Origin of the sequence: Accumulibacter sp. (assembly GCF_016789985.1) — a bacterium.
Lineage (GTDB): Bacteria > Pseudomonadota > Gammaproteobacteria > Burkholderiales > Rhodocyclaceae > Accumulibacter.
In genome coordinates, this window is the sequence record NZ_JAEUOL010000196.1 from 1 (window position 1) to 25,901 (window position 25,901).

Annotated in this window: 26 protein-coding genes and 1 pseudogene; 8 read left to right on the forward strand and 19 right to left on the reverse strand. The window is 66.3% G+C overall.

Annotation, left to right across the window (positions count from 1 at the left end; all coding sequences use genetic code 11):
* On the forward strand, positions 1-1,714 hold a 1,714-nt coding region (locus JNK99_RS11500), incomplete at its 5' end, for a U32 family peptidase (protein WP_291853059.1).
* Between the two features lie 30 nt (positions 1,715-1,744).
* On the opposite strand, the gene ureG is transcribed toward JNK99_RS11500, so the two are convergent.
* The 7 genes from ureG to JNK99_RS11535 are packed head-to-tail and all read right to left on the reverse strand — an operon-like array spanning position 1,745 to position 6,826.
* Positions 1,745-2,377, reverse strand: coding sequence for an urease accessory protein UreG (gene ureG, locus JNK99_RS11505; protein ID WP_291853063.1), 633 nt, complete (start codon positions 2,375-2,377; stop codon positions 1,745-1,747).
* An 8-nt stretch (positions 2,378-2,385) separates the two neighbouring features.
* Positions 2,386-3,057: an urease accessory protein UreF gene (locus JNK99_RS11510; RefSeq protein WP_291853068.1), complete on the reverse strand. Its 672-nt coding sequence runs from the start codon at positions 3,055-3,057 to the stop codon at positions 2,386-2,388.
* Positions 3,054-3,605 carry an urease accessory protein UreE gene (gene ureE, locus JNK99_RS11515; protein WP_291853071.1) on the reverse strand — a complete coding sequence of 184 codons (552 nt, stop codon included), beginning with the start codon at positions 3,603-3,605 and terminating at the stop codon, positions 3,054-3,056. Before ureE ends, JNK99_RS11510 begins: the two co-directional genes overlap by 4 nt.
* A gap of 7 nt (positions 3,606-3,612) precedes the next feature.
* Positions 3,613-5,325: an urease subunit alpha gene (gene ureC / locus JNK99_RS11520; RefSeq protein WP_291853074.1), complete on the reverse strand. Its 1,713-nt coding sequence runs from the start codon at positions 5,323-5,325 to the stop codon at positions 3,613-3,615.
* Positions 5,322-5,630 (reverse strand): urease subunit beta, encoded by a 309-nt coding sequence (locus JNK99_RS11525; protein ID WP_291853077.1) that lies wholly within the window; start codon positions 5,628-5,630, stop codon positions 5,322-5,324. Before JNK99_RS11525 ends, ureC begins: the two co-directional genes overlap by 4 nt.
* A gap of 10 nt (positions 5,631-5,640) precedes the next feature.
* The gene (locus JNK99_RS11530; protein ID WP_291853081.1) at positions 5,641-5,943 is read right to left on the reverse strand and encodes an urease subunit gamma; all 303 of its coding nucleotides are present in this window, start codon (positions 5,941-5,943) and stop codon (positions 5,641-5,643) included.
* A 16-nt stretch (positions 5,944-5,959) separates the two neighbouring features.
* On the reverse strand, positions 5,960-6,826 hold the full coding sequence (locus JNK99_RS11535) for an urease accessory protein UreD (RefSeq protein WP_366518757.1): 867 nt from the start codon (positions 6,824-6,826) through the stop codon (positions 5,960-5,962).
* Between the two features lie 62 nt (positions 6,827-6,888).
* On the opposite strand from JNK99_RS11535, the gene JNK99_RS11540 reads away from it, so the two are divergent.
* Entirely contained in the window at positions 6,889-7,152 is a 264-nt protein-coding gene (locus JNK99_RS11540) for a hypothetical protein (RefSeq protein ID WP_291853086.1), read from the forward strand.
* A 408-nt stretch (positions 7,153-7,560) separates the two neighbouring features.
* On the opposite strand, the gene JNK99_RS11545 is transcribed toward JNK99_RS11540, so the two are convergent.
* From JNK99_RS11545 to urtA, 8 genes are all read right to left on the reverse strand, one after another.
* On the reverse strand, positions 7,561-8,022 hold the full coding sequence (locus JNK99_RS11545; RefSeq protein WP_291853088.1) for a hypothetical protein: 462 nt from the start codon (positions 8,020-8,022) through the stop codon (positions 7,561-7,563).
* A 111-nt stretch (positions 8,023-8,133) separates the two neighbouring features.
* Positions 8,134-8,331: a hypothetical protein gene (locus tag JNK99_RS11550; protein WP_291853091.1), complete on the reverse strand. Its 198-nt coding sequence runs from the start codon at positions 8,329-8,331 to the stop codon at positions 8,134-8,136.
* Between the two features lie 20 nt (positions 8,332-8,351).
* A complete protein-coding gene (locus JNK99_RS11555; RefSeq protein WP_291853095.1) occupies positions 8,352-8,912 on the reverse strand; it encodes a Uma2 family endonuclease in 561 nt (186 codons plus the stop codon).
* A 71-nt stretch (positions 8,913-8,983) separates the two neighbouring features.
* A complete protein-coding gene (gene urtE / locus JNK99_RS11560; RefSeq protein ID WP_291853098.1) occupies positions 8,984-9,676 on the reverse strand; it encodes an urea ABC transporter ATP-binding subunit UrtE in 693 nt (230 codons plus the stop codon).
* Between the two features lie 5 nt (positions 9,677-9,681).
* A complete protein-coding gene (urtD, locus tag JNK99_RS11565; protein ID WP_291853100.1) occupies positions 9,682-10,536 on the reverse strand; it encodes an urea ABC transporter ATP-binding protein UrtD in 855 nt (284 codons plus the stop codon).
* Complete coding sequence (gene urtC, locus JNK99_RS11570; protein ID WP_291853134.1) at positions 10,533-11,621, reverse strand: urea ABC transporter permease subunit UrtC; 1,089 nt, start codon at positions 11,619-11,621, stop codon at positions 10,533-10,535. Before urtC ends, urtD begins: the two co-directional genes overlap by 4 nt.
* Positions 11,622-11,703: 82 nt before the next feature.
* Entirely contained in the window at positions 11,704-13,302 is a 1,599-nt protein-coding gene (gene urtB / locus JNK99_RS11575; protein ID WP_291853103.1) for an urea ABC transporter permease subunit UrtB, read from the reverse strand.
* Between the two features lie 62 nt (positions 13,303-13,364).
* Entirely contained in the window at positions 13,365-14,633 is a 1,269-nt protein-coding gene (gene urtA / locus JNK99_RS11580) for an urea ABC transporter substrate-binding protein (RefSeq protein ID WP_291853105.1), read from the reverse strand.
* Between the two features lie 433 nt (positions 14,634-15,066).
* On the opposite strand from urtA, the gene JNK99_RS11585 reads away from it, so the two are divergent.
* From JNK99_RS11585 to JNK99_RS11595, 3 genes are all read left to right on the forward strand, one after another.
* Positions 15,067-16,149, forward strand: coding sequence for an acyltransferase (locus JNK99_RS11585; protein WP_291853108.1), 1,083 nt, complete (start codon positions 15,067-15,069; stop codon positions 16,147-16,149).
* A complete protein-coding gene (locus JNK99_RS11590; protein ID WP_291853111.1) occupies positions 16,146-17,048 on the forward strand; it encodes a sialate O-acetylesterase in 903 nt (300 codons plus the stop codon). Before JNK99_RS11585 ends, JNK99_RS11590 begins: the two co-directional genes overlap by 4 nt.
* A 212-nt stretch (positions 17,049-17,260) precedes the next feature.
* A complete protein-coding gene (locus tag JNK99_RS11595) occupies positions 17,261-18,022 on the forward strand; it encodes a hypothetical protein (protein WP_291853114.1) in 762 nt (253 codons plus the stop codon).
* A 213-nt stretch (positions 18,023-18,235) separates the two neighbouring features.
* Here the strand turns inward: JNK99_RS11595 and ugpQ are convergent, their stop codons facing one another.
* Both ugpQ and JNK99_RS11605 read right to left on the reverse strand, forming a co-directional pair.
* Positions 18,236-18,979 (reverse strand): glycerophosphodiester phosphodiesterase, encoded by a 744-nt coding sequence (ugpQ, locus tag JNK99_RS11600; protein ID WP_291853117.1) that lies wholly within the window; start codon positions 18,977-18,979, stop codon positions 18,236-18,238.
* Positions 18,979-20,247: an extracellular solute-binding protein gene (locus JNK99_RS11605; RefSeq protein WP_291853120.1), complete on the reverse strand. Its 1,269-nt coding sequence runs from the start codon at positions 20,245-20,247 to the stop codon at positions 18,979-18,981. Before JNK99_RS11605 ends, ugpQ begins: the two co-directional genes overlap by 1 nt.
* A gap of 172 nt (positions 20,248-20,419) precedes the next feature.
* On the opposite strand from JNK99_RS11605, the gene JNK99_RS11610 reads away from it, so the two are divergent.
* Positions 20,420-20,824 carry a hypothetical protein gene (locus JNK99_RS11610; protein ID WP_291853122.1) on the forward strand — a complete coding sequence of 135 codons (405 nt, stop codon included), beginning with the start codon at positions 20,420-20,422 and terminating at the stop codon, positions 20,822-20,824.
* A gap of 18 nt (positions 20,825-20,842) precedes the next feature.
* Here the strand turns inward: JNK99_RS11610 and JNK99_RS11615 are convergent, their stop codons facing one another.
* Complete coding sequence (locus JNK99_RS11615; RefSeq protein WP_291853125.1) at positions 20,843-21,880, reverse strand: aldo/keto reductase; 1,038 nt, start codon at positions 21,878-21,880, stop codon at positions 20,843-20,845.
* Positions 21,881-22,008: 128 nt separating this feature from the next.
* On the opposite strand from JNK99_RS11615, the gene JNK99_RS11620 reads away from it, so the two are divergent.
* Entirely contained in the window at positions 22,009-24,075 is a 2,067-nt protein-coding gene (locus JNK99_RS11620) for a DUF1631 family protein (RefSeq protein WP_291853128.1), read from the forward strand.
* 110 nt (positions 24,076-24,185) lie between these two features.
* On the forward strand, positions 24,186-25,664 hold the full coding sequence (locus tag JNK99_RS11625; RefSeq protein WP_291853131.1) for a DEAD/DEAH box helicase: 1,479 nt from the start codon (positions 24,186-24,188) through the stop codon (positions 25,662-25,664).
* A 51-nt stretch (positions 25,665-25,715) separates the two neighbouring features.
* Here JNK99_RS11625 and JNK99_RS11630 read toward each other — a convergent pair.
* Positions 25,716-25,901, reverse strand: a pseudogene (locus tag JNK99_RS11630) (IS1595 family transposase); the annotation flags it as partial.

A 25,901-nucleotide genomic window follows, 5' to 3' on the forward strand; every position in this document is an offset into this window, starting at 1 on the left:
CTACAACGCGCAGGTCCTGGTTGCGCTGAATACCCTGCTCAAGGACGATGAACTCGAAGCGGCCCGTCGCCTCGCCTGGCAACTCTACGAAGCCGGCGCCGATGCGCTGATCGTGCAGGACATGGGGCTGCTCGAACTGGACCTGCCGCCAATCGAACTGCATGCCAGCACGCAAACCAATATCCGCTCGCTCGACAAGGCGAAGTTTCTCGAAGAGGTCGGTTTCTCGCAGATCGTCCTGGCCCGCGAACTGGGTCTCGACCAGATCGACGCCATCGCCGGCGCCACCAGCGTGGTCCTCGAGTTTTTCGTACACGGCGCCCTGTGCGTCAGTTACAGCGGATTGTGCAACCTGAGCTACGCGCAGACTGGGCGCAGTGCCAACCGCGGTGACTGTTCGCAGGCCTGCCGCCTGCCTTATTCACTGGCCGACCAGAGCGGTCGGCTATTGGCCGCCAAGCAGCACCTGCTGTCGATGAAGGACAACGATCAGAGTGACAATCTGCGCGCCCTGATCGACGCCGGTATCAGTTCGTTCAAGATCGAAGGTCGTCTCAAGGATCTCGCCTACGTCAAGAACACGACCGCGCATTATCGCCAGTTGCTCGATCAGATCCTGGCCGAACGACCGGACTATCGGCGTAGTTCCTCGGGCGACAGCAGCTTTCTGTTCACCCCGCAACCCGAGAAGAGCTTCAACCGGGGGGCGACGGACTACTTCGTGACCGGACGCAAGGCCGACATCGGCGCCTTCGAATCACCGAAGTTCGTCGGTGACGAAATCGGCACGATCAGCCGGCTTGGCCACGACAGTTTCGAACTCTCGAGCCAGGTGCCATTGCACAACGGTGACGGCATCGCCTGGTTCGACACCGGGCAGGAACTGCATGGCCTGCAGATCAACCGTGCCGAACCGTGCGGCACGGGTTACCGCCTGTTCCCGGCGCTCGACGGCGGCCGGCTGCCACCCACCCTGCAGATCGGCAGCCGCATCCATCGTAACCGCGATCAGGACTTCGCACGCCGCCTGGCGAGGAAATCGGCCATCCGGCAGATTCCGGTCCGGCTCCGCCTGTGTGACCCGGAACAAGGCTTCACCCTGGAGATCACCGACGACCAGGGCGTCAGCGTCCGGCACAGCCTCGCTCACCCGAGGCAGATCGCGCGCAGCGGCGCACAGGCACGCGCCACGATGCACGACAATCTTGGCCGGCTTGGCGAGACGCCTTACGTGGCGACCGAGATCACCCTGGATCTCTCGGCCGACTGGTTCCTGCCCACGACGCTCCTCAACCGGTTGCGGCGCGCCGCCGTCGCGGCGCTCGACGCGGCGCGGACTGCCGCCTACCAGCGCCCGGCGCGTCGCCAGCCGGTCGACCCGCCGGTGCCCTACCCCGAGCATACGCTCGACTGTCTGGCCGGGGTATGCAACCGGAGCGCCCGCAGCTTTTACGCCCGGCATGGCGTGCAGGTGATCGAACCGGCGTACGAGTGTGGCGAGCAGAAGGGCGAGGTGTCGCTGATGATCACCAAACACTGCCTGCGCTACAGCTTCAACCTCTGCCCCAAGCAGGTGAAGGGCATCCGCCCCGATCCGCTGCTGCTGATCAACGGCAACGAGCAGCTTACCCTGCGTTTCGACTGCAAACCCTGCGAAATGCACGTCGTCGGCAAGCTCGGAAAGCATCGCTCGGTGCCGCTCAGCGCCAGGTAGCGCAGCCGGCGCGGCACACCGGATTGCGCCCTAGCGCAACAGGCCCTGCGCTTCGATGAAGGCGATGATCTCGTCCAGCCCGTCGCCGGTCTTCATGTTGCTGAAAACGAAGGGCCGCGCGCCGCGCATCTTCCGGCTGTCGCGCTCCATGACCGCCAGCGATGCGCCAACCAGCGGCGCGAGATCGGTCTTGTTGATCACCAGCAGGTCCGATTTGGTGATCCCTGGCCCCCCCTTGCGCGGGATCTTGTCACCCGCCGCAACGTCGATGACGTAGATCGTCAGATCGGACAGTTCGGGGCTGAAGGTTGCCGCCAGATTGTCGCCGCCGGATTCGACCAGGACGATCTCGATATCGGGAAAGGCGCTGCTCAGCCGGGCGACCGCTTCGAGATTGATCGACGCATCCTCGCGGATCGCCGTGTGCGGACAGCCGCCGGTCTCGACACCGAGAATCCGCTCCTGCGGCAGCGCGGCATGCTGCACCAGGAATCTGGCGTCCTCCGCGGTATAGATATCGTTGGTCACCACGCCGAGGCTGTAGCGCTCGCGCAAGGCGAGGCACAGGGCCAGGGTGAGCGCCGTCTTGCCGGAGCCCACCGGGCCCCCGATGCCGATGCGTAGCGCCGGCGGCCGCCGGCTCTGCTGGTCGTTCCCTGTCACCGTTTGTCTCACGATCGGAAAAGTCTCGAATACTGCGTTTCGTGCCGGCTGCTGGCGAGCGCCAGACCCGGGGCGAAGTTGCTCCACCGCTCTTCGGGCAGGCTGAGCGCCTGCTGCGCGACGGCTGGAATACGGCCGCCGAGTTCGAGCAACAGCCGCTGCCCGACGGCCTGCCCGAGCGGCACGGCCTTCAGCGCAGCCATCACCTGATTCTCGCACCAGGACCACAGGTAGGCCGTCAGGGAATCGGCCAGCGGGATTTCCCAGACCGCCGCGGCCAGCCCCCAGGCACAGGGAAAGCTCACCTCCGGCAGCGCATCGAAGGCCGCCGGCACCGGAAAATCATCCAGATCGTGCAGCAGGCGACGCATCGAATAACCCATCTGCAGCGTCTCGGCACGCAACTCGGACGACTCGCGACTGGCCAGGAACTCGTCGTTCAGCCGTTCGACCTCGTCCATCCCGCCGCTCGCCCAGGCGCGCTGCAGGCAGCCGGCCAACGGCGCCTCGCAACGGCCGATGCCTTCCTCGAGCAGCCCGGCGATCCACTGCAGGGCACTCCCCTGATCGTGCACCAGGCCGGCCTCGACCGCCCATTCGAGACCCTGTGAATAGGTGTAGGCCCCGACCGGCAACGCCGGGCTGGCCAGTTGCAGCAGCCGACAGAGGGCCGGACTCACTTGAATTCGTGGATGCGGGCTGGCGAACGGTGTGCACCGTCGCCCGGGAGATGCGGATCGTGCGCGGCAGCCGGCGGGCCGCCACGCGCCGGACGGTAGCCGTGCCCGCCGGCATCGCCAGGTGCGTGGCCGCCATAGGCGCCACCCTCCGGATCGAAGGCTGCCTCGACCTCGCTCACCAGACAACCGAGGCCGACCAGCATCTCGGCCAGCACGTGGTCGGGCTGCAAGCGCAGGAAGTCGTCGCCGAACTGCACCGGCACATGTCGATTGCCCAGATGATAGGCGGCGCGACCGAGCTGCAGGCGATCGCCGGCGCGCACCTCGAGCAGTTCCTCCACTGCAGCCGCGACCTCGACCACCCGCCCGCTACCGGTCAGCAGACGGTCGCCGTGACGCAGCACGGTCCCGGCCGGCAGGACATAGCCCATTTCCTCGCCGCTGGCGAGCACCACCCGCTGCCGGCTCTTGCGGCGGGCGTCATAGGGCAGCACGACACGGTCGCTGGCCGGGCTGGCGTGATCGGCAAAGGATTCGGCAAACAGCATGCGCGGCTCAGAAGAGGAAGTAACGTTGCGCCATCGGCAGCACGGCGGCCGGTTCGCAGACCAGCAGCTCGCCATCGGCACGCACGGCATAGGTCTCGGGATCGACCTCGATCCTCGGCGTCGCTCCATTGTGCACCATGTCCGCCTTGCCGATGCCGCGCGTACCGCGCACGGCGACCAGCGGCTTGCCCAACTGCAGCGCGGCGAGTTCGGGATTGTCGAGCGCCGCCGGCGAGACGAAGGTGACCGAGGTCTGCAGCGCGCGCCCGAAGGCAGCGAACATCGGCCGGTAATGCACCGGTTGCGGCGTCGGGATCGAAGCATTGGCGTCGCCCATCGCCGCGGCGGCAAGCATGCCGCCCTTGACGATCAGCGACGGCTTGACGCCGAAGAAGGCCGGCTTCCAGAGCACCAGATCGGCCAGCTTGCCGACCTCGAGCGAGCCGACGAGGTGGCTGATGCCGTGCGTGATCGCCGGATTGATCGTGTACTTGGCGAGGTAGCGCTTGACCCGGAAGTTGTCATGCGCGGCCGCCGGCTGCCCGGCCGGCGCCAGGTGCCCGCGCTGCCGCTTCATCTTGTGCGCCGTCTGCCAGGTGCGGATGATCACCTCGCCGACCCGTCCCATCGCCTGCGAATCCGACGACATCATCGACAGGGCGCCGAGGTCGTGCAGGATGTCCTCGGCGGCGATCGTCTCGCGCCGGATGCGGCTTTCGGCGAAAGCGACGTCTTCGGCGATCGCCGGGTCGAGGTGGTGACAGACCATCAGCATGTCGAGGTGCTCGTCCACGGTATTCACCGTATACGGCCGCGTCGGGTTGGTCGACGAGGGCAGCACGTTGGCCTCGCCGACCGCGCGCAGGATGTCGGGGGCGTGTCCGCCACCAGCGCCCTCGGTATGGAAGGTGTGGATCGTGCGTCCCTTGAAAGCGGCCAGCGTCGTCTCGACGAAACCCGATTCGTTGAGCGTGTCGGTATGGATCGCCACCTGCACATCCATCTCGTCGGCCACCGTCAGGCAGTTGTCGATCGCCGCCGGCGTCGTTCCCCAGTCCTCGTGCAGCTTGAGGCCGATCGCTCCGGCGCGCACCTGTTCGCGCAGGGCTGCCGGCAGGGAAACGTTGCCCTTGCCGAGAAAGCCGAGGTTCATCGGAAACGCCTCGGCCGCTTCGAGCATGCGCCGGATATGCCACGGCCCCGGCGTGCAGGTCGTCGCACAGGTTCCGGTGGCCGGCCCGCTGCCACCGCCGAGCATCGTCGTGACGCCCGACATCAGCGCCTCCTCGATCTGCTGCGGGCAGATGAAATGGATGTGGCTGTCGATGCCGCCGGCGGTGACGATCATTCCCTCGCCGGCGATGATCTCGGTGGCGCCGCCGATGGCCATCGTCACGCCGGGCTGGATGTCGGGATTGCCGGCCTTGCCGATGCCGGCGATGCGCCCGTCCTTGATGGCGATGTCGGCCTTGACGATTCCCCAATGGTCGACGATCAGGGCATTGGTGATCACCGTGTCGGCCACCTCGGCGGCCGTTTTCTGGCCCTGCCCCATGCCGTCGCGGATCACCTTGCCGCCACCGAACTTGACTTCCTCGCCGTAGATCGTGAAGTCCTGCTCGACGGCGATCCACAGATCGGTGTCGGCCAGCCGGACGCGATCGCCGACCGTCGGGCCGAACATCTCGGCATAGGCCTGGCGCGAAATCCGCACGCTCATGGCAGCGCTCCCATCACCAGAGCGTTGAAACCATAGACCCGGCGCGCGCCGGCCAGCGCCACCAGCTGCACCGTGCGCGTCTGGCCGGGCTCGAAGCGCACCGCCGTTCCGGCCGCGATGTCGAGCCGGAAACCGCGCGCCGCCGCACGGTCGAAGGCCAGCGCGACGTTCGTTTCGGCGAAGTGATAATGCGAGCCGACCTGGATCGGCCGGTCGCCGGTGTTGGCGACGGACAGGCGGATCGTTGCGCGGCCGGCATTGAGCTCGATCTCGCCGGGCGCGATGGACATTTCTCCGGGAACCATGCGTGGTCTCCTAAATGATCGGGTGATGCACGGTGACCAGCTTGGTGCCGTCCGGGAAGGTGGCCTCGACCTGGATGTCGTGGATCATTTCCGGCACGCCTTCCATCACCTCGTCACGCGTCAGCAGCGTCTTGCCGTAGCTCATCAGCTCGGCCACCGTCCGCCCGTCGCGCGCTCCTTCGATGATCGCCGCGCTGATCAGGGCGACCGCTTCCGGATAATTGAGCTGCAGACCGCGTGCGCGCCGCCGTTCGGCGAGCAGGGCGGCGGTAAACACCAGCAACTTGTCCTTTTCTCTCGGCGTCAGTTCCATTGTCCTCCCTCTGCCATCACGTACTCCAGATGCGCGGCGGCACGGCCACCCTGCCCAGCGCCAGCGGGCGCATCCGCCGCCACACTTCGCCCAGCCAGGCACGCGCCGGCTCGACGCCGGGCGCCAGACAGCGCACCAGCAACACCTCGGGCAATGCCGTCACCCCGGTCAGCAGATCCGCCGCCGCCGCGACCTCCCGGCTGACCGCCAGCCATTCGCGCCCGACCGCCCGCCCGGCGATCAGCAGCGTCGCGCTGACCGGCCGGCCGGCCAGCCCGGCCGCCGCTGCGAGCCACGGCGAACCGCCGCGCAGGCGAGTGCGCTCGATCCACAACGGCCGTCCGGCCCGTTCGATGCGCGTCGCCAGTTCGAGCCGACCCTGGCCGAAACGCTCACCGGCGGCGGTGCGTCCCAGGCAGAGGATTTCCCAGCCACAGTACACGGCACCAGCGGCCAGTTCGACCCGCGTCTGCAGCACTGCCTCGGCGCCGTCGAAAACGATCGTCTCCTGCGGCAGCCACTCGACGATTGCCTGCCCGGCCACGCGCACGCTCAAGGATTGCCACGCGCACCGGCCACCCGAACGATACCACTTGCCGGCCCCCGGTGTCGTCAACTGCGCGTGCGCACCCGGCGCCGCGGCCAGCGCGATATCCAGACGGTCACCGCCGACGATGCCGCCCGGCGGATGCAGGACGATCGCCTGGCAGACCTCCGGCCCCTCCGGGTAAAGCGCCTTCTGCACGCGCAGCGGCCCGTGGTGTGCGCAGTGGGCCAGCACCGTCCGCTCGCCACGTCGTTCGAAGCCGAGCGTCAGGCGGGCCTGCCAGCCCGGCCGTGCCTCTTCCCCGATCGCCTGATCGAGCGCGACACCCAGCCGCACCGTCAAACAGGCAGGGTCGCCACTACCCCATCCTTTCCCATGCCTTGCCCGTATCCCCGCAAATGGACGCTGCACCGTTCATCACCCGCCATCCGGGCGCTCCGGACAGTTTCGTCACCTGGCCCCCGACCTTCTTTCAGGTGCAACTGTCCTGTACCTTCGCGGATGTGTTGGGGAGCAGCGTTGCCGAAGTGTTCGTGACCGGAGTCGGCCAGGCCGAGTTCGCCGAATTCTCCTCGGACTTTTCGCTCGCCGCCAAGCGCGCCTCGCTCGATGCCCTGCAGAAGGCGCAAACGGCGATCAGCAGCGAACCCCGCTTGAAGTAAGGCAGCGGGCGGCGATGCCCGCCGGCTCCCGCAAGCCTCGACGCCCCGACCGCAAGCCTGCAAGGCCGGCCCGCAAGGGTGCAAGGCCGGCCTGCAAGGGTGCGGGGCCTGCCCGCCAGGATGCGGGGCTTGCGTTTCGGCTTCAGAGGCTTGCGCGCCGGCGTGCGAGCCTTGCTGGGCAAGGCTTTGCTCGTTGCGCAGGCGGCGCCGGGGCCGGCCCGCGAGCGTCGGGACCCTGCACGCAAGGCTTTGCGGCTTGCGCGCCGGCTGGCGAACTGCACAGCCCGGGCTTTTTCGCTCGCCGGCAAGGCTCCCGTGCGTGCGCGCGAGGTTCCCGAGCTCGTGCGCAAGGTTCCGGGTCTTGCCGTCCGGGCTGCCTGCTCGCTGACGGGCAGCGCAAGCGACGGCTCAGGCTTTCGGTGGCTCGCTGCGCCTGCGGGTGTAGCGGGCCGACATCGCCTCCTTCATCGTTTCGAGCGCGGCGCCCTTGCCGATCACCTTGGCGACGGCGTAGCCGTCGAGCGCGAAGTCGAGAATGTCGCTGCCGAGCGCCATTTCGGTGTCGTCGGCATTGGCGGCCAGGCGCCGCAGGCGGGTGAAGCGCGGACGCAACTGGTCGAGGCTGCGCAGATCGTGTTCCGCCTCGCTCAGATCGAGTCCCGGCGGGATGATCTGACGATTCTCGGCGAGCAGGATCAGGGCCTGCCGGCAGAAGGCTTCGGACTTGTCGCCCATCTTGCTCAAATTGCGCCGCTGCTCGACCGACAGCTCGATCAGGCCGGCGAGCTTTTCCTCGACGGTGGCGAGCGCCGCGTCGAGGGCGGCGAGATCGTCGTTGCTCAGCGCAAGGGATACCAGGTTCTGGCTCATGGCAGGGTTCTCCGCGGGTTGGTCAGAAACGAAACGCCCGGCAGTATCGCGCGCTCGCGAAAGGGTCGTCAAGCACTCCGGCCGGGCGTCACGAAGCGCCGCCGAGGCGCCTCATTGGCCCGTGGCGTCGGCGAGGTGGCGGGCGATTGCGTCTTCGCTCCGGCCTGTCGCCTGCAGCAGGGCGAGGGTGTTCGCCCTGATTGCCTGTGAATCGGGATGTTCGTTGCCGAGACTGGCGACGACGATTCGCAGCGCGCGGCGCAGCGGCGAAACAATGCCTCCGGGTTTACGAGCCGGGCAGCGGATCATTCCGAGCTGTCTTGGCCCGTTCAATCCGCCCACAGGCTGCCCAGCACAAAGCTGATGACATCGAAAGGCGGCTGCGACACGGCTGCGTTCCCTTCGAGAACGGCCAGCAACAACCACTGGCCGTTGCGGTTCTCGAAGACCTCCAGGGTGCGCAGGTCGGGGGCGACCAACCAGGCGTGTTTCACCCCCTGCGCGGCGTAGATCGGCAACTTTTCCGCCCGGTCGACGCGCGCCGTCGCGGATGACAGGATCTCGCACACCCAGTCGGGTGCGAGATCGAACCAGGCGGTCTCCGGCAGTCTCGGCAGGCGTTCGCGCCGCCAGCCGGCAATGTCGAGAACCAGAACGTGCTGATCAAGGTGAAGTTCGGGTTCGTCGAGTATCCACCAGCCGCCGGGTCCATTGCGCGCTTGGTCGAACGGACCGCCCAGCTCGAAACCAAGCGACGAAGAGGCTCGCGCATGTCGGGGGGCCGGCCTGGGATGGGTGACCAGACGGCCGTTGATGATCTCGCCGACGACGTTTTCTGGTAGATCGAAAAGGTCTTCGTAGGCAGCGCGTTTCTCTCGGGGCAGTCCCATAGCGGTTTCCGATGATCAACCGGTCACAGTCTAGCGCGTATCGCCCGCCTCGGCAAAAGGCCGGCTGGCCGTCAGACGGCCAGCGCGGCGAGCACGCCGTCCTTCTCCATGTCCTCGCCGCGGCCGCGCAGGATGATCTCGCCGCGCTCCATGACCAGGTACTGGTCGGCCAGCGAGCGGGCGAAATCGTAATACTGTTCGACGAGCAGGATGGCCATCTCGCCGCTCTGTGCCAGGGCGCGGATGGCGCGCTCGATGTCCTTGATGATCGACGGCTGGATGCCCTCGGTCGGCTCGTCGAGGATCAAGAGCTTCGGCCCCATGGCCAGCGCGCGGCCGATGGCGAGCTGTTGCTGCTGACCGCCGGAGAGGTCGCCGCCGCGCCGGCGCAGCATCTGCCGCAAGACCGGGAACATCTCATAGATGCGCTCGGGCACCGGGGTGCCGCCGGGACAGCTGGCCAGCCCCATCAGCAGGTTCTCCTGCACGGTCAGGCGGGGAAAGATCTCGCGCCCCTGCGGCACGTAGCCGATGCCGGCCCGCACCCGCTGATGCGGGGCGCTGCGCGTCAGGTCGCGACCGGCGAATTCGATGCCGCCGCTCTTCGTCGGCAGCAGCCCCATCAGCGACTTGAGCAGGGTCGATTTGCCGACCCCGTTGCGACCGAGGATCGCCGTCACCTTGCCGGCCTCGGCGGTGAAACTGAGGTTGCGCAGGATGTGGCTGCCGCCGTAATACTGGTTCAGATGGTCGATCCTCAACATCGTCGCTAACGCCCCAGATAGACTTCGATGACGCGCTGGTCGGCCTGCACTTCCTCCAGGCTGCCCTCGGCGAGCAGGCTGCCTTCGTGCAGCACGCTGACCTTGCCGCCGAGCTGCTTGACGAAGGCCATGTCGTGCTCGACGACGACCAGCGAATGCTTGCCGGCGAGCGACAGGAAGAGCTCGCCGGTGCGCTCGGTTTCCTCGTCGGTCATGCCGGCGACCGGTTCGTCGAGCAGCAGCAGCTTCGGCTCCTGCATGAGCAGCATGCCGATCTCCAGCCACTGCTTCTGGCCATGCGAGAGCAGCCCGGCCAGCCGGTCGGCATGGGCCGCCAGGCGGATCAGTTGCAGGGTTTCGGCGATGCGGTCGCCGGCCGCCGGGTCGAGCAGCGCGCACAGGCTGCGCCAGACGCGCTTGTCGGTCTTCATCGCCAGTTCGAGGTTCTCGAACACCGTGTGGTTCTCGAAGATGGTCGGCTTCTGGAACTTGCGACCGATGCCGATGTGCGCGATCTCGGGCTCGCCGAGCCGCGTCAGGTCGATCGTCTGGCCGAAGAAGACGGTGCCCTCGTCGGGGCGCGTCTTGCCGGTGATGACGTCCATCATCGTCGTCTTGCCGGCGCCGTTCGGACCGATGATGCAGCGCAGCTCGCCGGCGTCGATGGTCAGCGACAGCTTGTCGAGTGCGCGAAAGCCGTCGAAGCTGACCGTGATGTCCTCGAGATAGAGGATGACCTTGTGCGACAGGTCGAGCTGGCCGGGCCGCAGCAGGTGCCCGAGTTCGGCCGTGCCGCTGTCCCAGTCCGGGTTGTCGGGATGGTCCGGATTGGGCGTGTGGGCGACAGCAACGGCGTTCATGCGCGCGCTCCCTTCGCTTCGGTCGCTGCGGCGGCCGGCGGCGGCTCGCGCCGGCGCAGCCTGAGCCAGAGGCCGACCACGCCCTGCGGCAGGTAGAGGGTGGCGACGATGAACAGCGTGCCGAGGAAGAACAGCCAGTACTCCGGGAAGCTGACGGTGAACCAGCTCTTGGCGAGGTTGACGAGGAAGGCGCCGAGCACCGGCCCGATCAGTGTGCCGCGACCGCCGACGGCAACCCAGATGGCGATCTCGATCGAGTTGGCGACCGACATCTCGGAGGGGTTGATGATCCCCACCTGCGGCACGTAGAGCGCCCCGGCGATGGCGCACAGCATGGCCGACAGCGTCCACACGAAGAGCTTGTACCACAGCGGATGGTAGCCGATGAACATGACGCGTGACTCGGCGTCGCGAATCGCCGTCAGCACGCGGCCGAACTTCGAGGTCACCAGGTAGCGGGCGAGCAGCAGCGTGCCGATCAGTGCCAGCGCCGACAGCGCGAAGAGGACGACGCGGGTTTCCGGCGCGGTGATCGGGTAGCCGAGGATGCGCTTGAAATCGGTGAAGCCGTTGTTGCCGCCGAAGCCGGTCTCGTTGCGGAAGAAGAGCAGCATGGCGGCGTAGGTCAGCGCCTGCGTGATGATCGAGAAGTACACCCCCTTGATGCGCGAGCGAAAGGCGAAGTAGCCGAAGACGAAGGCGATCAGCGCCGGCACGACGAGGACGAGCAGGGCGACCCACAGGAAGCTGTCGCTGCCGGCCCAGAACCACGGCAGTTCCTGCCAGTCGAGGAAGACCATGAAGTCCGGCAGGTCGCTCTGATAGCTGCCGTCGCGGCCGATCTGGCGCATCAGGTACATACCGAAGGCGTAGCCGCCGAGGGCGAAGAAGAGGCCGTGGCCGAGCGACAGGATGCCGCCGTAACCCCAGATCAGGTCCATCGCCACGGCGACGATGGCGTAGCACAGGATCTTGCCGGTCAGGGTGATGAAGTAGGTCGACAGGTGCAGCGGGTGGTCGGGCGGCAGCGCCAGGTGCATGAACGGCACGGCAATCAGCGCGCAGGCGGCGAACAGCCCGGCCATCTGCCAACTGCGCGCGTCGAAGCTGCGTCCGAGACGGACGATGAACGGGGTGCGTGCAGGCATCATGAACATTCTCCCCGGCTCACGCTTCGACGAAGCGGCCCTTGAGGGCAAACAGCCCCTGCGGACGCTTCTGGATGAAGATGATGATGAACACCAGGACGACGATCTTGGCGACCACCGCCCCGGTCCAGCCTTCGAGGAACTTGGTGAACACGCCGAGACCGAGCGCCGCCCAGACCGCGCCGGCAAGCTGCCCGACCCCGCCGAGCACGACGACCATGAAGGAATCGACGATGTAACCCTGGCCCATGTCCGGCCCGACGTTGGCGATCTGCGACAGGGCCACCCCCCCCAGCCCGGCGATGCCGGCACCGAGGCCGAAGGCCAGGGTGTCGATGCGACCGGTCGGCACGCCGACGCAGCCGGCCATCGGCCGATTCTGGGTCACCGCACGGACGAACATGCCGAGCCGCGTCAGGTTGAGGATCGCCCACATGGCCACCAGCACGGCGATCGAGAAGGCGACGATGATGATCCGGTTCCAGGGCAACATCAGGTTGGGCAGCACCTCGATGCCGCCGGCCATCCAGACCGGGTTGGCGACCTCGACGTTCTGCGCGCCGAACAGCGTGCGTGCCACCTGCATCAGAAACAGCGAGATGCCCCAGGTGGCGAGCAGCGTCTCCAGCGGCCGGCCGTAGAGGTGGCGGATGACCAGTCGCTCCATGACCACGCCGACCAGCGCCGCAGCGAGAAAACCGACCGGTATCGCGGCCAGCAGATACCAGTCGAGGGCGCCCGGCAGGTAGGCGCGGAAGACGCTCTGCATCGCCCACGCCGAGTAGGCGCCGACCATCAGCAGTTCGCCGTGCGCCATGTTGATCACCCCCATGACGCCGTAGGTGATGGCCAGGCCGAGCGCCGCCAGGAGCAGGATCGAGCCGAGCGAAAGCCCGCTGAAGGCGCGCCCGAGATGGTCGGCCCAGGCCAGGCGTTGCTCGATCGAGCGGATCGAGGTCCCGGCGGCGGCACGCACCGCACTGTCCGCCTCGACCCAGACCTCGCCGCGCTTCTCGGTGAACGGGATGAGCAACTGTCTCACTCTCGGGTCACTGCTTTCGCCGAGCGTGCGCACGGCGGCGTGGCGCACGGCGGCGTCGGACGAACCGAGACTCGCCTGCGCCTGCGCCAGTTGCAAGCGGTTCCGGATCTCGGGATCGCTTTCCGCCGCCAGCGCCTTGTCGAGCAGCGGCAGCATCTTCGCGTCGGCACTCAGCGTCACTTCCTGCGCCGCCTGCCAGCGCACCGGGCGCTCGGCCGAGAAGAGACGCAGCGCGGCCAGCGCGGCCGACAGTTCGCGGCGCACGCGGTTGTTGATGCCGATCGTCTCGAGGCCCGCCGGGGGCGGTCTGAGTTCGCTGTTGCTCGCCGCGTCGAACACCCGGCCATCCTCGACCCGCAGCATCCGCCCGCCAGCCACCGCCAGCGCATCTTCAGCCAGCGCCTTGAGCACCGGCAGCGCCTCCTCGGGGCTGGCCTGGGCGAGCGCCGCGATGGCGTCGATGCGCACCGCCGAGTCGTCGGAGGCCAGCGGCTTGAGCAGCTCGGGATCGATCGCCGCGTGCGCCCCCCAGGCGCCGAGCAGCCAGCCACAGAGCAGTAGTCCAAACTTGCGCATGTCTTCTCCACATTCGGGGGCGGGCGGCGCACCGCCCGCCCCCGCAGAACGACGCTGACCGCTTACTTGCCTTCCGGCTGGTCCTTCTTCTTGTCGTTACCCGGAATGTAGGGGCTCCAGGGCTGCGCCTTGACCGGGCCCGGCGTCTTCCAGACGACGTTGAACTGACCATCGGCCTTGATCTCGCCAATGAACACCGGCTTGTGCAGATGGTGGTTCTTCTCGTCCATCTTGATCGTGAAACCGGATGGCGCCTTGAAGGTCTGCCCGGCCATCGCCGCGATCACCTTGTCGACATCGGTGGACTTGGCCTTCTCGACCGCCTGCTTCCACATGTAGACGCCGACGTAGGTCGCTTCCATCGGGTCGTTGGTCACCGCCTTGTCGGCATTCGGCAGCTTCTGCTTCACCGCCCAGGCGCGATACAGTTTGGTGAACTTGTCGTTTTCCGGGTTCTTCAGCGACATGAAGTAGTTCCACGACGCCAGGTGGCCGACCAGCGGCTTGGTATCGACCCCGCGCAGTTCCTCCTCGCCGACCGAGAAGGCGACCACCGGCACTTCGGTCGCCTTGATGCCGGCGTTGCCGAGCTCCTTGTAAAACGGTACGTTCGAGTCGCCGTTGATGGTCGAGATGACCGCCGTCTTCTTGCCTTCGCTCGAGAACTTCTTGATCTTGGCGATGATCGTCTGGTAGTCGCTATGCCCGAAGGGGGTGTATTCCTCCATGATGTCGGCGTCGGCCACTCCCTTCGACTTCAGGAAGGCACGCAGAATCTTGTTGGTCGTGCGCGGATAGACGTAGTCGGTGCCGAGCAGCACGAAACGCTTGGCTTCACCGCCGTCCTTGCTCATCAGGTACTCGACCGCCGGAATCGCCTGCTGGTTCGGCGCCGCGCCGGTGTAGAAGACGTTGTACTCGAGTTCCTCGCCTTCGTACTGCACCGGATAGAAGAGCAGGCCGTTGAGTTCCTTGTAGACCGGCAGCACCGACTTGCGCGACACCGAGGTCCAGCAGCCGAATGTCACCGCCACCTTGTCCTTGCTCAGGAGCTGGCGCGCCTTCTCGGCGAACAGCGGCCAGTTGGAGGCCGGGTCGACCACCACCGGCTCGAGCTTCTTGCCAAGCACCCCGCCCTTGCTGTTGATCTCGTCGATCGCCATCAGCACGGTCTCCTTGAGCGCCGTCTCCGAGATGGCCATGGTGCCGGAAAGCGAATGCAGGACACCCACCTTGATCGTCTCGGCAGCCAGCGCGCCGAACGAGTTGAGTCCGAAGGCGGCCGTCACGGCAACCGCCGAAAGCGTCTTCATGAAATTGCGACGTACCATCTGTTAGCTCCTCGAAAATTATGGAAACGGGAAGGGTTCTTCCTTCAAGGACAACAAAGCAAGCGTCGTGCCAACATCGAAAAAGGCGGCAAAACCGCTTGCAAACAATTTTGTATCGTTCTCCAGCGGGGTCGCCGAAAAAACGCGGCGGAAGGCCTGCACCAAAGCCGGGCGGTCGCTGCGGGCGGGCACCAAGATGGGGGATGAGCGGCGAACGCCGTGCCATGCCGCCCCGGAAAGAGGCACGCAGTGCCTGCGTGCGGGCGATGCAAGCCATTGCCACACTGAGGCAAAGTGTTCAATTGGTCACGTGTGACTCCGGATTTCGCGCGTATGCTGGCGCAGCATTGCTAGAATCCGCGCGTCGCTCCAGCCACCCTCGGCCGGCGCGGCGCATCGAGAACAGGGTATTTCCGATGGAGATTTGCCGTCCATGCGAGCTGCCACGATGATCATGACCCCTCAAGCATCAGACACCGTCCGGCCGGCTGCGGAGCAGCGCGGCGGCCGCCTGGTCGAGATCGACGCGCTGCGCGGCGTGGCCGCCCTGGCCGTAGTCCTCTTTCACTACACCACCCGCTTCAGCGACCTTTACGGTGCCGGCCCTCAGGCAAGCGTCTCCTTCCCCGACGGACATTACGGCGTCAACCTGTTCTTCGTCATCAGCGGCTTCGTCATTTTCATGACGCTCGACAAGACCTCGAGAGCGATGGATTTTGTCGTCTCCCGCTTCAGTCGCCTGTTCCCGGCCTACTGGGTGGCCATCGCCCTGACCTTCCTGCTGACTCACCTGCTGGGCTTGCCGGGCAAGATGGTCGGCCCTGGCGAGGCACTCGGCAACCTGATCATGATCCACTCCCTTTTCGGGATTCCGCACGTTGACGGCGTCTACTGGACCCTCGAAGTCGAACTGCTGTTCTACGTCGGAATGCTTTGCCTGTACTGCCTGCGCCGACTGCACCAGATCCATCACTGGCTGCTCGGACTGCTGGCCCTGCGGCTGCTCGATTCGCTACTCGAATGGAAATTCGGCTTCGGGATTCCGTGGACCATCCAGCGCCTGACCATCCTGAAGTACCTCCCGTGGTTTGCGCTGGGCATCTGCATCTACCTTGCCACCAGCCGCCACGACACCACCTCGTGGCGCGCACCGGCACTCACCGCCGGCTGTGCGATCCTGACCCTGGCCCTGGGCAACTCGCTGTTCCACGCCGCCCTCGCCATCATCCTGGCGAGCATGGTGTTGCTTGCCGCGACCGGCCGCCTGGCAGTGCTTCGTTACCGGCCTTTCGTCTGGCTCGGGACGATTTCCTATCCGTTGTACCTGCTGCACGAGAACATCGGCTGGAGCATCCAGTTGCGCTTGCAGGCGCTTGGCCTGCCAATCGATGCGACCGTCCTGGTGGCGCTGACGATCAGCCTGACACTGGCGACCACCCTGGCGCAACAGGTGGAACAACCCGCCATGCGCTGGATTCGCGCCCGTTACCGCGAGCGACGCGCCGCGGCCCGATGAGCGGCAGGCCATACCGCTGGCTGCTGCTCGCCCTTGTCCTGGCCACGCTTTCGCTGGTCGGGTTCACCCTGCGCCAGCAACAGCGTCAGGCAGCCAACCTCGCCGCCCGCCTCGAACAGATCACCCGGGTGGGAAGCGAAGCAGCCCTGCCCTGCGCCGCGATCGCCGCCGAACGGCCGCTGGTGCTGCTCGCCCTCGGCCAATCGAACGCCGCCAACCACGGTTCGCCAGCCGACCCCGACAGCGAAGCGATCACCCTGATCAGCGAAGGAAAATGCATCAGGGCGGTCGACCCCCTGCCCGGTGCCACCGGAACGGGTGGCAGCATCTGGCGGCGCCTGCCGGAAGCCATGCGCCAGTCAGGCAACAAGCGGCCGATCGTCATCTCGGTGCTCGCCGTCGATGCCAGCTCGATCGACGAATGGACCAGGCAGAACAGTGCCTTGCGCCAGCGTCTGGTCACCCACCTCGCAGCGCTGCGCGCGCTCGGACTGCCGCCCGCGTATGTGCTGTGGCAGCAAGGCGAGGCGGACGCCCGGCAAGGCATCAGCAGCAGTGACTATGCGCGGCACCTGGATCTCCTGGCGACAACGATCGACCAGGCCGGCATCGGTGCGCCGATCATCCTGGCTCGCTCGACGATCTGTCGATCGGACCCTTATGCGGCGGTGCGTGGTGCAGTCGAAGCCAAGGTCGCGACCGATCGGCGCTTCCGCCTGGGCCCCGATACCGATACTCTCGCCGGCGACCGATTCCGGCACGAGGGATGTCATCTCTCGGTCGCTGGCCTGGCAAGCGCCGCCCTCATGTGGGCGAGCACGATCACCGGCGAGCTCGCCAGGGCGGCGCCCATGTCGTCACCGGCGGCACAACCGAATCAAGCCGATGCTGGGCGTTGACATCGACCAGGGCGCGGCGGCGACCGGCGATGTGGCGCACCGATTGACTGCCGCTGCCGGCGCCCCGTACACTCGCCGGCGCCGCGCGATTGTCGCCGCCGCAAGAGGATTAGCAGATCGACAAGCTGCCGACGGAGTTCTGTAACGAAGCGCCCTCGCAAACCCCCGCTCTGGGCTGGGCCATCGCGACATCGCTCGTCATACATGCCCTGGTGCTGTTCTTTCCCGGCAAGGAACCGCGACCGGGTCCCATCGCTGCCTCACGCATCGAGGCCAGCCTGTCACCCGATCCACAGGCCCGGGCCGCAGCACCCCGGCCACCCGCCCCCCCGGCGCGCCTGACCAGCAAGCCGGCCAGGCCGATCAACGGGCCGGCGCCCCGCCCGCATGTACTGACCGTGCCCCGGGCGGCCGGAAAGGCGGCACCCGACACGCCACGCTGGTCCCGGGCGCAGAAGGAGGAAATGAACCGCTTCCTCGACGAACTGGCAGCAGAGGCGCGCGCCACACCGCAACCCTCGCTGGCCCAGCGCTCGCTGGCCCAGGCCCGCGATCTTGGCCGGCAACGCGCGCAGCGCGACGCCGAGGGCAGCATGCTGCTCGAGCGCCGACCCGACACCCCGCCACCCGAACCCTTCAGCTTGGACCTCTACGTCGACGGCATTGTCCGGCGCCTCAACCGCAGCGCCGCCTTCGTCCGCAACGACCCGAGAAGCCGTGGCGTGAAAACGGCATCCGTCCAGTTCAGGATCAACCCCAACGGCAGCCTGAAATCCTTCACGGTCCTCAATGCCGGCGACCAGCAGGAGGAGATCGCTTTCATCAGGTCCGTGGTCGAGCGCTCGCTACCGTTCGCCGCCTTTCCGCCCGACATCGACCGGGCTGCCCGTTCACTGGGCGTCACCATCTGCATCGCGCCGGGCCACGGCAGCGGTTTCGGCTTCAGCCGCATGGCCGATGGCCGTCACTGCTGATCGCACGTTGCATGACCGCGATCCTCGTTGCACACTCGGGCGCCGCCCGAAAGCCGATCGCGCGCAATCAGCGGCAGGCCTGTGGCGGCGGCTTTCCGATGGAGATGGCCGGGCCACAGTCCAGCGATGCCTCGCCGCCCTGTCCATCACCCCGGCGCACGCGCCGAGGCAACACCTGCCCGACCAATACCGTCAATCCGGCACGCACGAGAATCAGCCGTGCTCGCGGATGCGGTCGATGCGGTCGGAGAACACGGCCGTAACACCCCGCGCAAAGAGTGCTGTCGCCAGGGCCGGATCGTTGACCGTGTAGCACAGTACCGGGACACCAGCGGCACGCGCCTCGCCGAGCATCTCATCGTCGACCAGATCGGCCCGGCAGTGCAGGGTGAGCGCACCAAGCTCCCTGAGGCGCACCGGCCAATCGCTCGGTACGCGTTCGTAAAGGCTGCCGAGCGGCAACTCCGGAGCAGCCGCTCGGGCCGCCGCGAGCGCGCTTCGCGAGAAGGAAGAGACCAGGGGCAGATCGGTTCCCGACCACAGCTCGATCACCCGGCGGGCAACGACCTCGCCGGTCCGTTCCTCGAAACCGGCAGCCGGCTTGATCTCGACGTTGGCCAGCAGTCCAAGTCGGCGACAGGCGAGCGCCGCTGATTCGAGGGTCGGCAGCGGCTCGCCAGCGAAGGCCGGATGCCGGTACGCACCCGCATCGAGCAGACACAGTGCGCTATCAGGCGTCTCGCACAGCAGCCCGTCACCGTTGGTCGTCCGGGCGAGCGCTTCGTCATGCAGCAGCCAGGGCGACCCATCGGCCGACAGCATGACGTCGAATTCGACGGCCCGCAACCCGAGGCCAGCCGCGATGTGCAAACCGGCCAGCGTGTTCTCCGGCGCCAGAGCACCGCCGCAGCGGTGCGCGAAAACGCCCGGAAGCGGCCAGCCGAGGCGCGGGAGCATCACTTCCTGCGAGCAGGGGCCTTGGCCGCAGGCGCTGCCTGCAGGATCAGATTGCCGCGCTGGACCGCGACGTCGAGCGCTTCCTTGGCCGGCGTCTTGCCGGACCAGGCGGCCTCGAGTTCTTCCTCGACGATGATCCGCACCTTCTCGATCTCCGAAACGCGCAGCGTACGCAGCGCAGCCGGACCCTGCAACTGGCGATAGGCGACGTTGAGCCCGGCGACGTCGGTCTTCAGCAGCTTGCTCCCGGCCGCCGCGCGTGCCGCCGCCGTCATCGGCAGATAGCCCGAAGCAGCGGTGAGTTCGACCTGCAGATCGGGTTCCATCAGGAAGCCGACAAACTGCGCCACCCCCTTGTACTCGGCCGGCTTCCTGCCGGCCGCGACCCACAAGGAATAGCCGCCAGCCAGCGTCTGCTGCGGCGCACCGGGCAGGTCGTCATGATAGGGCAGGGCCGAAACCCCGGCTTCCACCTGGCGACTCTCGTGCAAGGCGCCGATCAGCGACGAAGAACTGGTCAGCATGCCGCATTCGCCGGCTTCGAACCGCTTGTCCGCCTCGTCGCGTCTACCGAAATAGATGAAGAACCTGGCTTTTGCCCAAGTGGTCAGCAATGCCGTGTGTTTGACCTGCGGCAGACCATTGAACATCAGCTTGCCCTTGGCGTCGGCCACCTCGACGCCGTTCCAGGCGCTCAGGTTGTCGATATGCACCCAGGCGGGCCAGGAGGTGGTGTACGGGCACTTGCTGCCCGCATCGAACAGCTTGTCGGCCGCCTGCTGCGTTTCGGCCCAGGTCTTCGGCGGTTTCTCCGGATCCAGGCCGGCCTTGCGGAAAGCAGCCTTGTTGATGAAAAGCACCGGGGTCGCCATGCCGATCGGCAGGGCAACCAGATTTCCTTGCGCATCGCCGAGGCCGACCCGCAGTTCCGGCGCCAGCTTGCTGCCATCGAACGGCACGCTGGCCTCCTTCATCACCTGATGCAGGGGTTTGAAGCCTGCCTTGGCAGCAACGAATTGTGCCTGTTCCTCGCGCGTCACCAGGTTGATATCCTTGGCCGGCTCACCCTGAACGCGGCGCACCAGCCTGATCTGGTAATCCTTCTGCCGCGAGTTGAACCGTTCAAGCACCTTCTCGACCCGTTCGGCGCGCTCTTCATCGAGCTGATGCGACATTTCGATTTCCATCGGCGCGGCAAGCGTCAGCGAGGAAAAGGGCACAGCCAGCGTGAACGTCAGGGCGGCCGGAAGAATTTTGCGCAAGTGCATAGCAGTCCTCTGCAATCGGAAAAAGTTGGTGATTATAGCCGCAGCCAGCGTCGCTCGAACACACGATGCATTTCGAAGCCCACTCAAAAGGAGCAGACGTGAAACCAGGAACGCCGGAGCCGGGTTTGTGGTTAAAATGCGGCATCCGCATTCCAATCGCTCGGAAACCCTCGTGTTCGACCCAGCACGCCGGCCATTGTTTGGCAACCTCCTGATCGTCTGCTGGCTGTTGCCCGGCCTCACGGCTTGTGATGCCATCCAGCAGAAACTCGGCATCGAGCCACCGGCCGCCAGGAGCGCGCGCCTCGATGCCGAAGGCAAGGCGGTGGGCGGCGCCTGCCGCCAGTCGGGACGTGCCATCGAAGACTGCTACTCGATCTATTCGTGGCTGCCCAAGGCCTCGATCTACGAGGGGTGGCGGGACATGGATGTCTACATGCGCGAAAACCGGCTGGAAACCGTCGAGCCGCAATTGCCGCCGCCGCAGCCACCCGGTACGAAAAAGAAGAAACCGGCGCTCACCGAAGCCCCGGAGGTGGAAAGCAAGGCCGAGCCAGCCGCGGCAGTCAGGCATTAGGCATCGGGCGCCGCGTCCTCAGGGCGCCGGATTGGTATGGCGCAGGTGAATCTGGTCGATCTCCGCCAGTACCGCCGGCGGCAGTTGCACGGCCAGCGCGCCAAGATTCTCGTCGAGTTGAACGAGGCTGGTGGCACCGATGATCGTGCTGGCAACGAACCAGCGTGAATAGACGAAGGCCAGAGCCAGGCACACTGGCGTCAGCCCGTGCCGGTGCGCCAGCTCGGCGTAGGCGGCAACTGCCGGGGCCACGTTCGGCTTGGCGTAGCGCTGACCGAAACCGGAAAATTCGTTGATCCGGCCCGCTGCTTGCGGGTTGGCCAGGTACTTTCCGGAAAGTGTGCCGAAAGCCAGCGGCGAGTACGGCAGCAGGCTGATTTGTTCACGGTGACAGAGTTCGGCAAGGCCGCTTTCGTAAACCCGGTTGAGCAGGCTGTAAGCATTCTGCAGCGCAACCGGGCGCGGCAGCCCATGCGCACGGGCCAGACGGACGAACTCCATCACCCCCCAGGGATGCTCGTTGGACAGGCCGAAATAGCGGATCTTGCCCTCGCCGGCCAGCGTCGCCAGTGCCTCGATCGTTTCGAGAATCCCCGTTGCCACATGCTCCTTCGCCGGGTCGAACTGCCATTGGCCGAACATCGGCTGATTGCGCGCCGGCCAGTGCAATTGATAAAGATCGATGTAATCGGTGCGCAGGCGGCGCAAGGAGCCCTCGACCGCCAAACGCAGACTGGCCAGATCAAAGCCCAGCCGACCGTCGCGGATCCAGTGCAGACCGCGCGACGGACCGGCGGCCTTGGTCGCCAGGATGACCTGGTCGCGCGCCTGCCCGAGCAGCCAGCCACCGACAATCTCTTCGGTGCGACCACAGGTGGCAGCGCGCGGCGGGACCGGATACATCTCCGCGGTGTCGATGAAGTTGACGCCAGCGGCAAAGGCGCGGTCCAGTTGGGCGTGTGCTGCGGACTCGCCGTTCTGTTGCCCGAAGGTCATCGTGCCCAGGCAGACCTCCGATACCTGCAGGGCGCTGTTGCCCAGTTGTCTCCTTTGCATGCTTTCTCCAGACCATTCTATTCGACAGCCACCAGGCGCCGCGCGCCACCTCATTGACTTCGCCCGGCCAAAAATACGCGCTACGATACAGCAACCGAGACATCCTGCCTCGTCTGGACCGTGGATGAATGCCTGAACATACCACCCTGACACATGGTGACCGGCAAGCAAAACTCCTGCATGCCGGAAAGGAAATATTTCAACGCCGACTCGCCGATATCGTCAGGCCTTGCCTGGCGGGTTCGCCCGGAGCACTCGCGGCCTTCGAGCGGGAAGTCGGCGACGCCCATGATCAATTGGTTTCGGCGAGCCGGGAAGCCGGCTTCGAGCAGGTCAGCGACCTGACCGCCTCGCGCCTGACACTGATGGGCGACGATGACCTGGAACTCGACATCCGCATGCGCAGCATCGGCGCCCACCTGCGCGAGGCGGGGGGACGCCCCCTGACGCGCTGCCGCTTGCGCTACATGAGCTTGCTGCAGTGGCCGGCGACGACGGGCGAAGAGAACCATCCGCTGGCCCCGGAAGTGATCTGCCTCGGGCTTTGGGCAATCTGCCGGGAATCGGTACGCGGCCTCGACCAGACCCTGGCCCTGCTCGACCGGATCGAGGAACGTCTGCGCCAGCAGGTCCCCCTGCTCTACCACGAGATCGACGAATTCCTGGCCAACCATGGCATCGATCCCGTGCAGACCAGCGACGCACCGGCCAGAAATGTGGGCGACAAGGCAAGCGAGGCACTGCTCGGCAAACCGCCCAGCAACAGTCGGGGCTCGACCGCGACCCTGCACGAGATGATCCGCCAAGGTCTTGCCGGCGAGCAGGCCGGGCTTCCCCTCCCCTTTTCGGGGAGCGACAAAGGACGCCCTGGCAATCCGGCTCTGGACGCGGCGGCAAGGGTGAGTCTCAACCATCTGCTCGATCGCCTGGGTACGCTCGAAGCCAGCGCGGCAGCCGGCGAACCCTCGCTGCGAGGACTGCGGTCGAAAGACTTCGACCTGCCGCCGGGGCGGCCCGAGGCAATCACCATGGACACCCTGGGGCTGATTTTCGAGGCCATGTTCGACTCCGGGCTGCTGCCCGAGGCGCTCAAGGCAGCACTCGGCCGGCTACAGATCCCGCTGCTCAAGCTGGCGATTGACGATCCGACGCTGCTCGCCAACGAGATCCATCCGGCGCGCCAGCTGATCAATCGACTGGGTCGCGCGGCACTCGGCCTGCCACGCGATGCCGGAACCGCGCATCCGCTCTGCCAGCGGCTGGGCCGCCTGACGACCGTGGCCGGCAACAGCCTGGGCCAGCCCGACAGGCCTCTCGGCCCATATCTGGCCGAGCTCGCAGCACTGATCGACGAGCGGGAGCAGACGACCAGACGGGCGGCCGATCCCTACATCGGCCTCCTGCGCACGCATGAGAACCGCGAATACGCCAGCCAGCTGGCTGGCACCTGGCTGCGCGCCAGCCTGGCGAGAACCCGCTCGGCCGAGATTGCATCGTTTCTCGAGGACTACTGGTCAAGGGTAATGATCGGTGCGGCGACCGAAAGCGGCACGCAGGACGAGCGCTGGCAGCAGCACAGCCGTACCGCGGATGACCTGATCTGGAGCGTGCTGCCAAAGCAGAGTCCCGAGGAGCGCAAGCGTCTCGCCGGCATGGCCTCGTCCCTGTTGAAGCGGATTGCCGCCGGACTGGATGAAATCGGCGTCTCGGCTGCAGAGCGCAGCCCCTTTCTCAACACCCTTTTCGACCTCCAGACGGCCGCCCTGCGCAGCCAGGCGCAAGCTCCAGCCGCACGGCTTTCCGGTGCACCAGGCGTCGCTACGCGGAGCGCGCCGAAGACCAGCCATCCGGCGCACGCTCCGCGGCTCATCGAGCAGGGCGGCCGCAAGCTGCTCCACCTGAGTATGCCGACCTTGGCGCGATCGCCGCAAGCGCCGCCGGCCGGCGACTGGCGGGTCGGCGAGTGGCTGCGCATCGAACTGCCGGATGAGGGCCAACAGTGCGGCCTGTGCTGCTGGCAAAGCCCCTCTTCGGGGACTGTCCTGCTGTTCAACCCCGACTGGGAGAAGGCCGTCGCGGCACATCGCTCTTTTCTCGATCAACAGCTTGCCGCGGGTCAGGCACAGATCGCGTCACGCATCGCCCTGTTCGATTCTGGTGCAGAACGCGCCCTCGGCCGCCTGATGGCGCGTTGAGCCGTACCGGGCAAATGGCGAGGCCACGCAAAGCCCGGTGCGACAGGTCTATCCATGTATAATCACGTCTTATATGAGACTGATTTTTGACTGATCTGAAGGTTCCGCCCATGCGTTTTGACGAACTCGGCCTGGCACCTGATCTGCTGAGAGCCATTGCCGACCAGGGCTACGCGGAGCCGACGCCGATCCAGGCCCAGGCCATACCGATCGTGCTCGCCGGCCAGGACCTGATGGGCGGCGCCCAGACCGGAACCGGCAAGACCGCCGCCTTCACCCTGCCGCTGCTGCAGCGCATCCTCGCGTTCGCCAGCCCGAGCCCGTCACCCGCCCGACACCCGGTACGCGTGCTGATCCTGGCGCCGACCCGCGAGCTGGCCATCCAGGTGCACGAATCGGTGAGAACCTACAGCAGGCACGTCCCGATCAGAAGCGCCTGTGTTTTCGGGGGCGTCGATATCAAGCCACAGATCGCCGAGATCCGCTGCGGCGTCGAGGTGCTGGTGGCCACCCCCGGTCGCCTGCTCGACCTCATAGAGCAGAAGTGCCTCAACTTCGCCAGCGTCCAGGCGCTGGTGCTCGATGAGGCCGATCGCATGCTGGACATGGGTTTCATCCCTGACGTCACGCGCATCATCAATCTGCTGCCGCGGCAGCGGCAAAGCCTGCTCTTTTCGGCGACCTTCTCGGAGGAGATCAAGAAGCTGGCCGACCGCATGCTCAAGTCACCGGTGCTGATCGAAGTTGCCAGGCGCAACACGGTGTCGGAGACGATCACCCACCGCGTGCACCCGGTGGCTTCCGAAGCCAAGCGGGCGTTGCTGGTGAGGCTGCTGAAATCGGCCGATTTCAATCAGGTGCTCGTATTCACGCGCACCAAGATCGAAACCAACCGGCTGGCGCGCGACCTGCAGCGCGCCGGAATCGCCGCCGACTCGATCCATGGCGACAAGAGCCAGCAGGAGCGGCTGAAGGCACTCGAAGCCTTCAAGGACGGATCGGTGCTGGTACTGGTGGCAACCGACGTTGCCGCGCGCGGCCTCGATATCGACGAGCTGCCGCACGTGATCAACTATGAACTGCCGCGCACGCCGGAGGACTACATTCACCGGATAGGGCGCACCGGGCGCGCCGGCAAGCCCGGCACCGCGATTTCGCTGGTCTCGGCAAGCGAGGTACCGTATCTGGTCGACATCGAGAAACTGATCCGCCTCCAGGTCGAGCAGGTGATCGTCCCCGGTTTCGAGCCGGAGTACGATTACTGCTACCCCCCTGGCGACAAACGCACCCATCACCGGCGGCCGAGCGCACCACCATCCGCCGCGAGCGCACCGTTCGCCAGTGCGCGCAGCGATCGAGCGACGGGTCGTGGCGCCCAGCGCGAGGGAAGCAGCCGATCGGGGAACGGACGCATGGCACACGTTGCCGCCGACGGCTTCGATTTCAGCAAGCCCTACGAGAGCCGCGACACGCTTCCGGTGACCGCTGCAACAGGCAGCAACGGCGGCAAGTCATTGGCGCACAGCGAACAACCCCACAAACCGCGCCGGCCGGTGGCCGCCCTACTTGGCGGTCTGGGACGCAAGTAGGCCGGACGCCGACACCGGTCTGGCCGCCTCCTCGGGCAACACTGCTCCTGATTAGCAATGAAAGTCAGCCGCCCGAATCGAGTGCTGGGGCCACGTTACACAGGCTAGCGCGGCGACTAGGAGCCGCTCGTTCAAAGTCCTGAGATCGAATCGGCGGTTGAATCGGTAGGTGAAAGCCGCGAGGTACTGAGCGCCATACTTTCGAAAGGCAAGCGCGTGGTAGCACCCCGAAAAGCT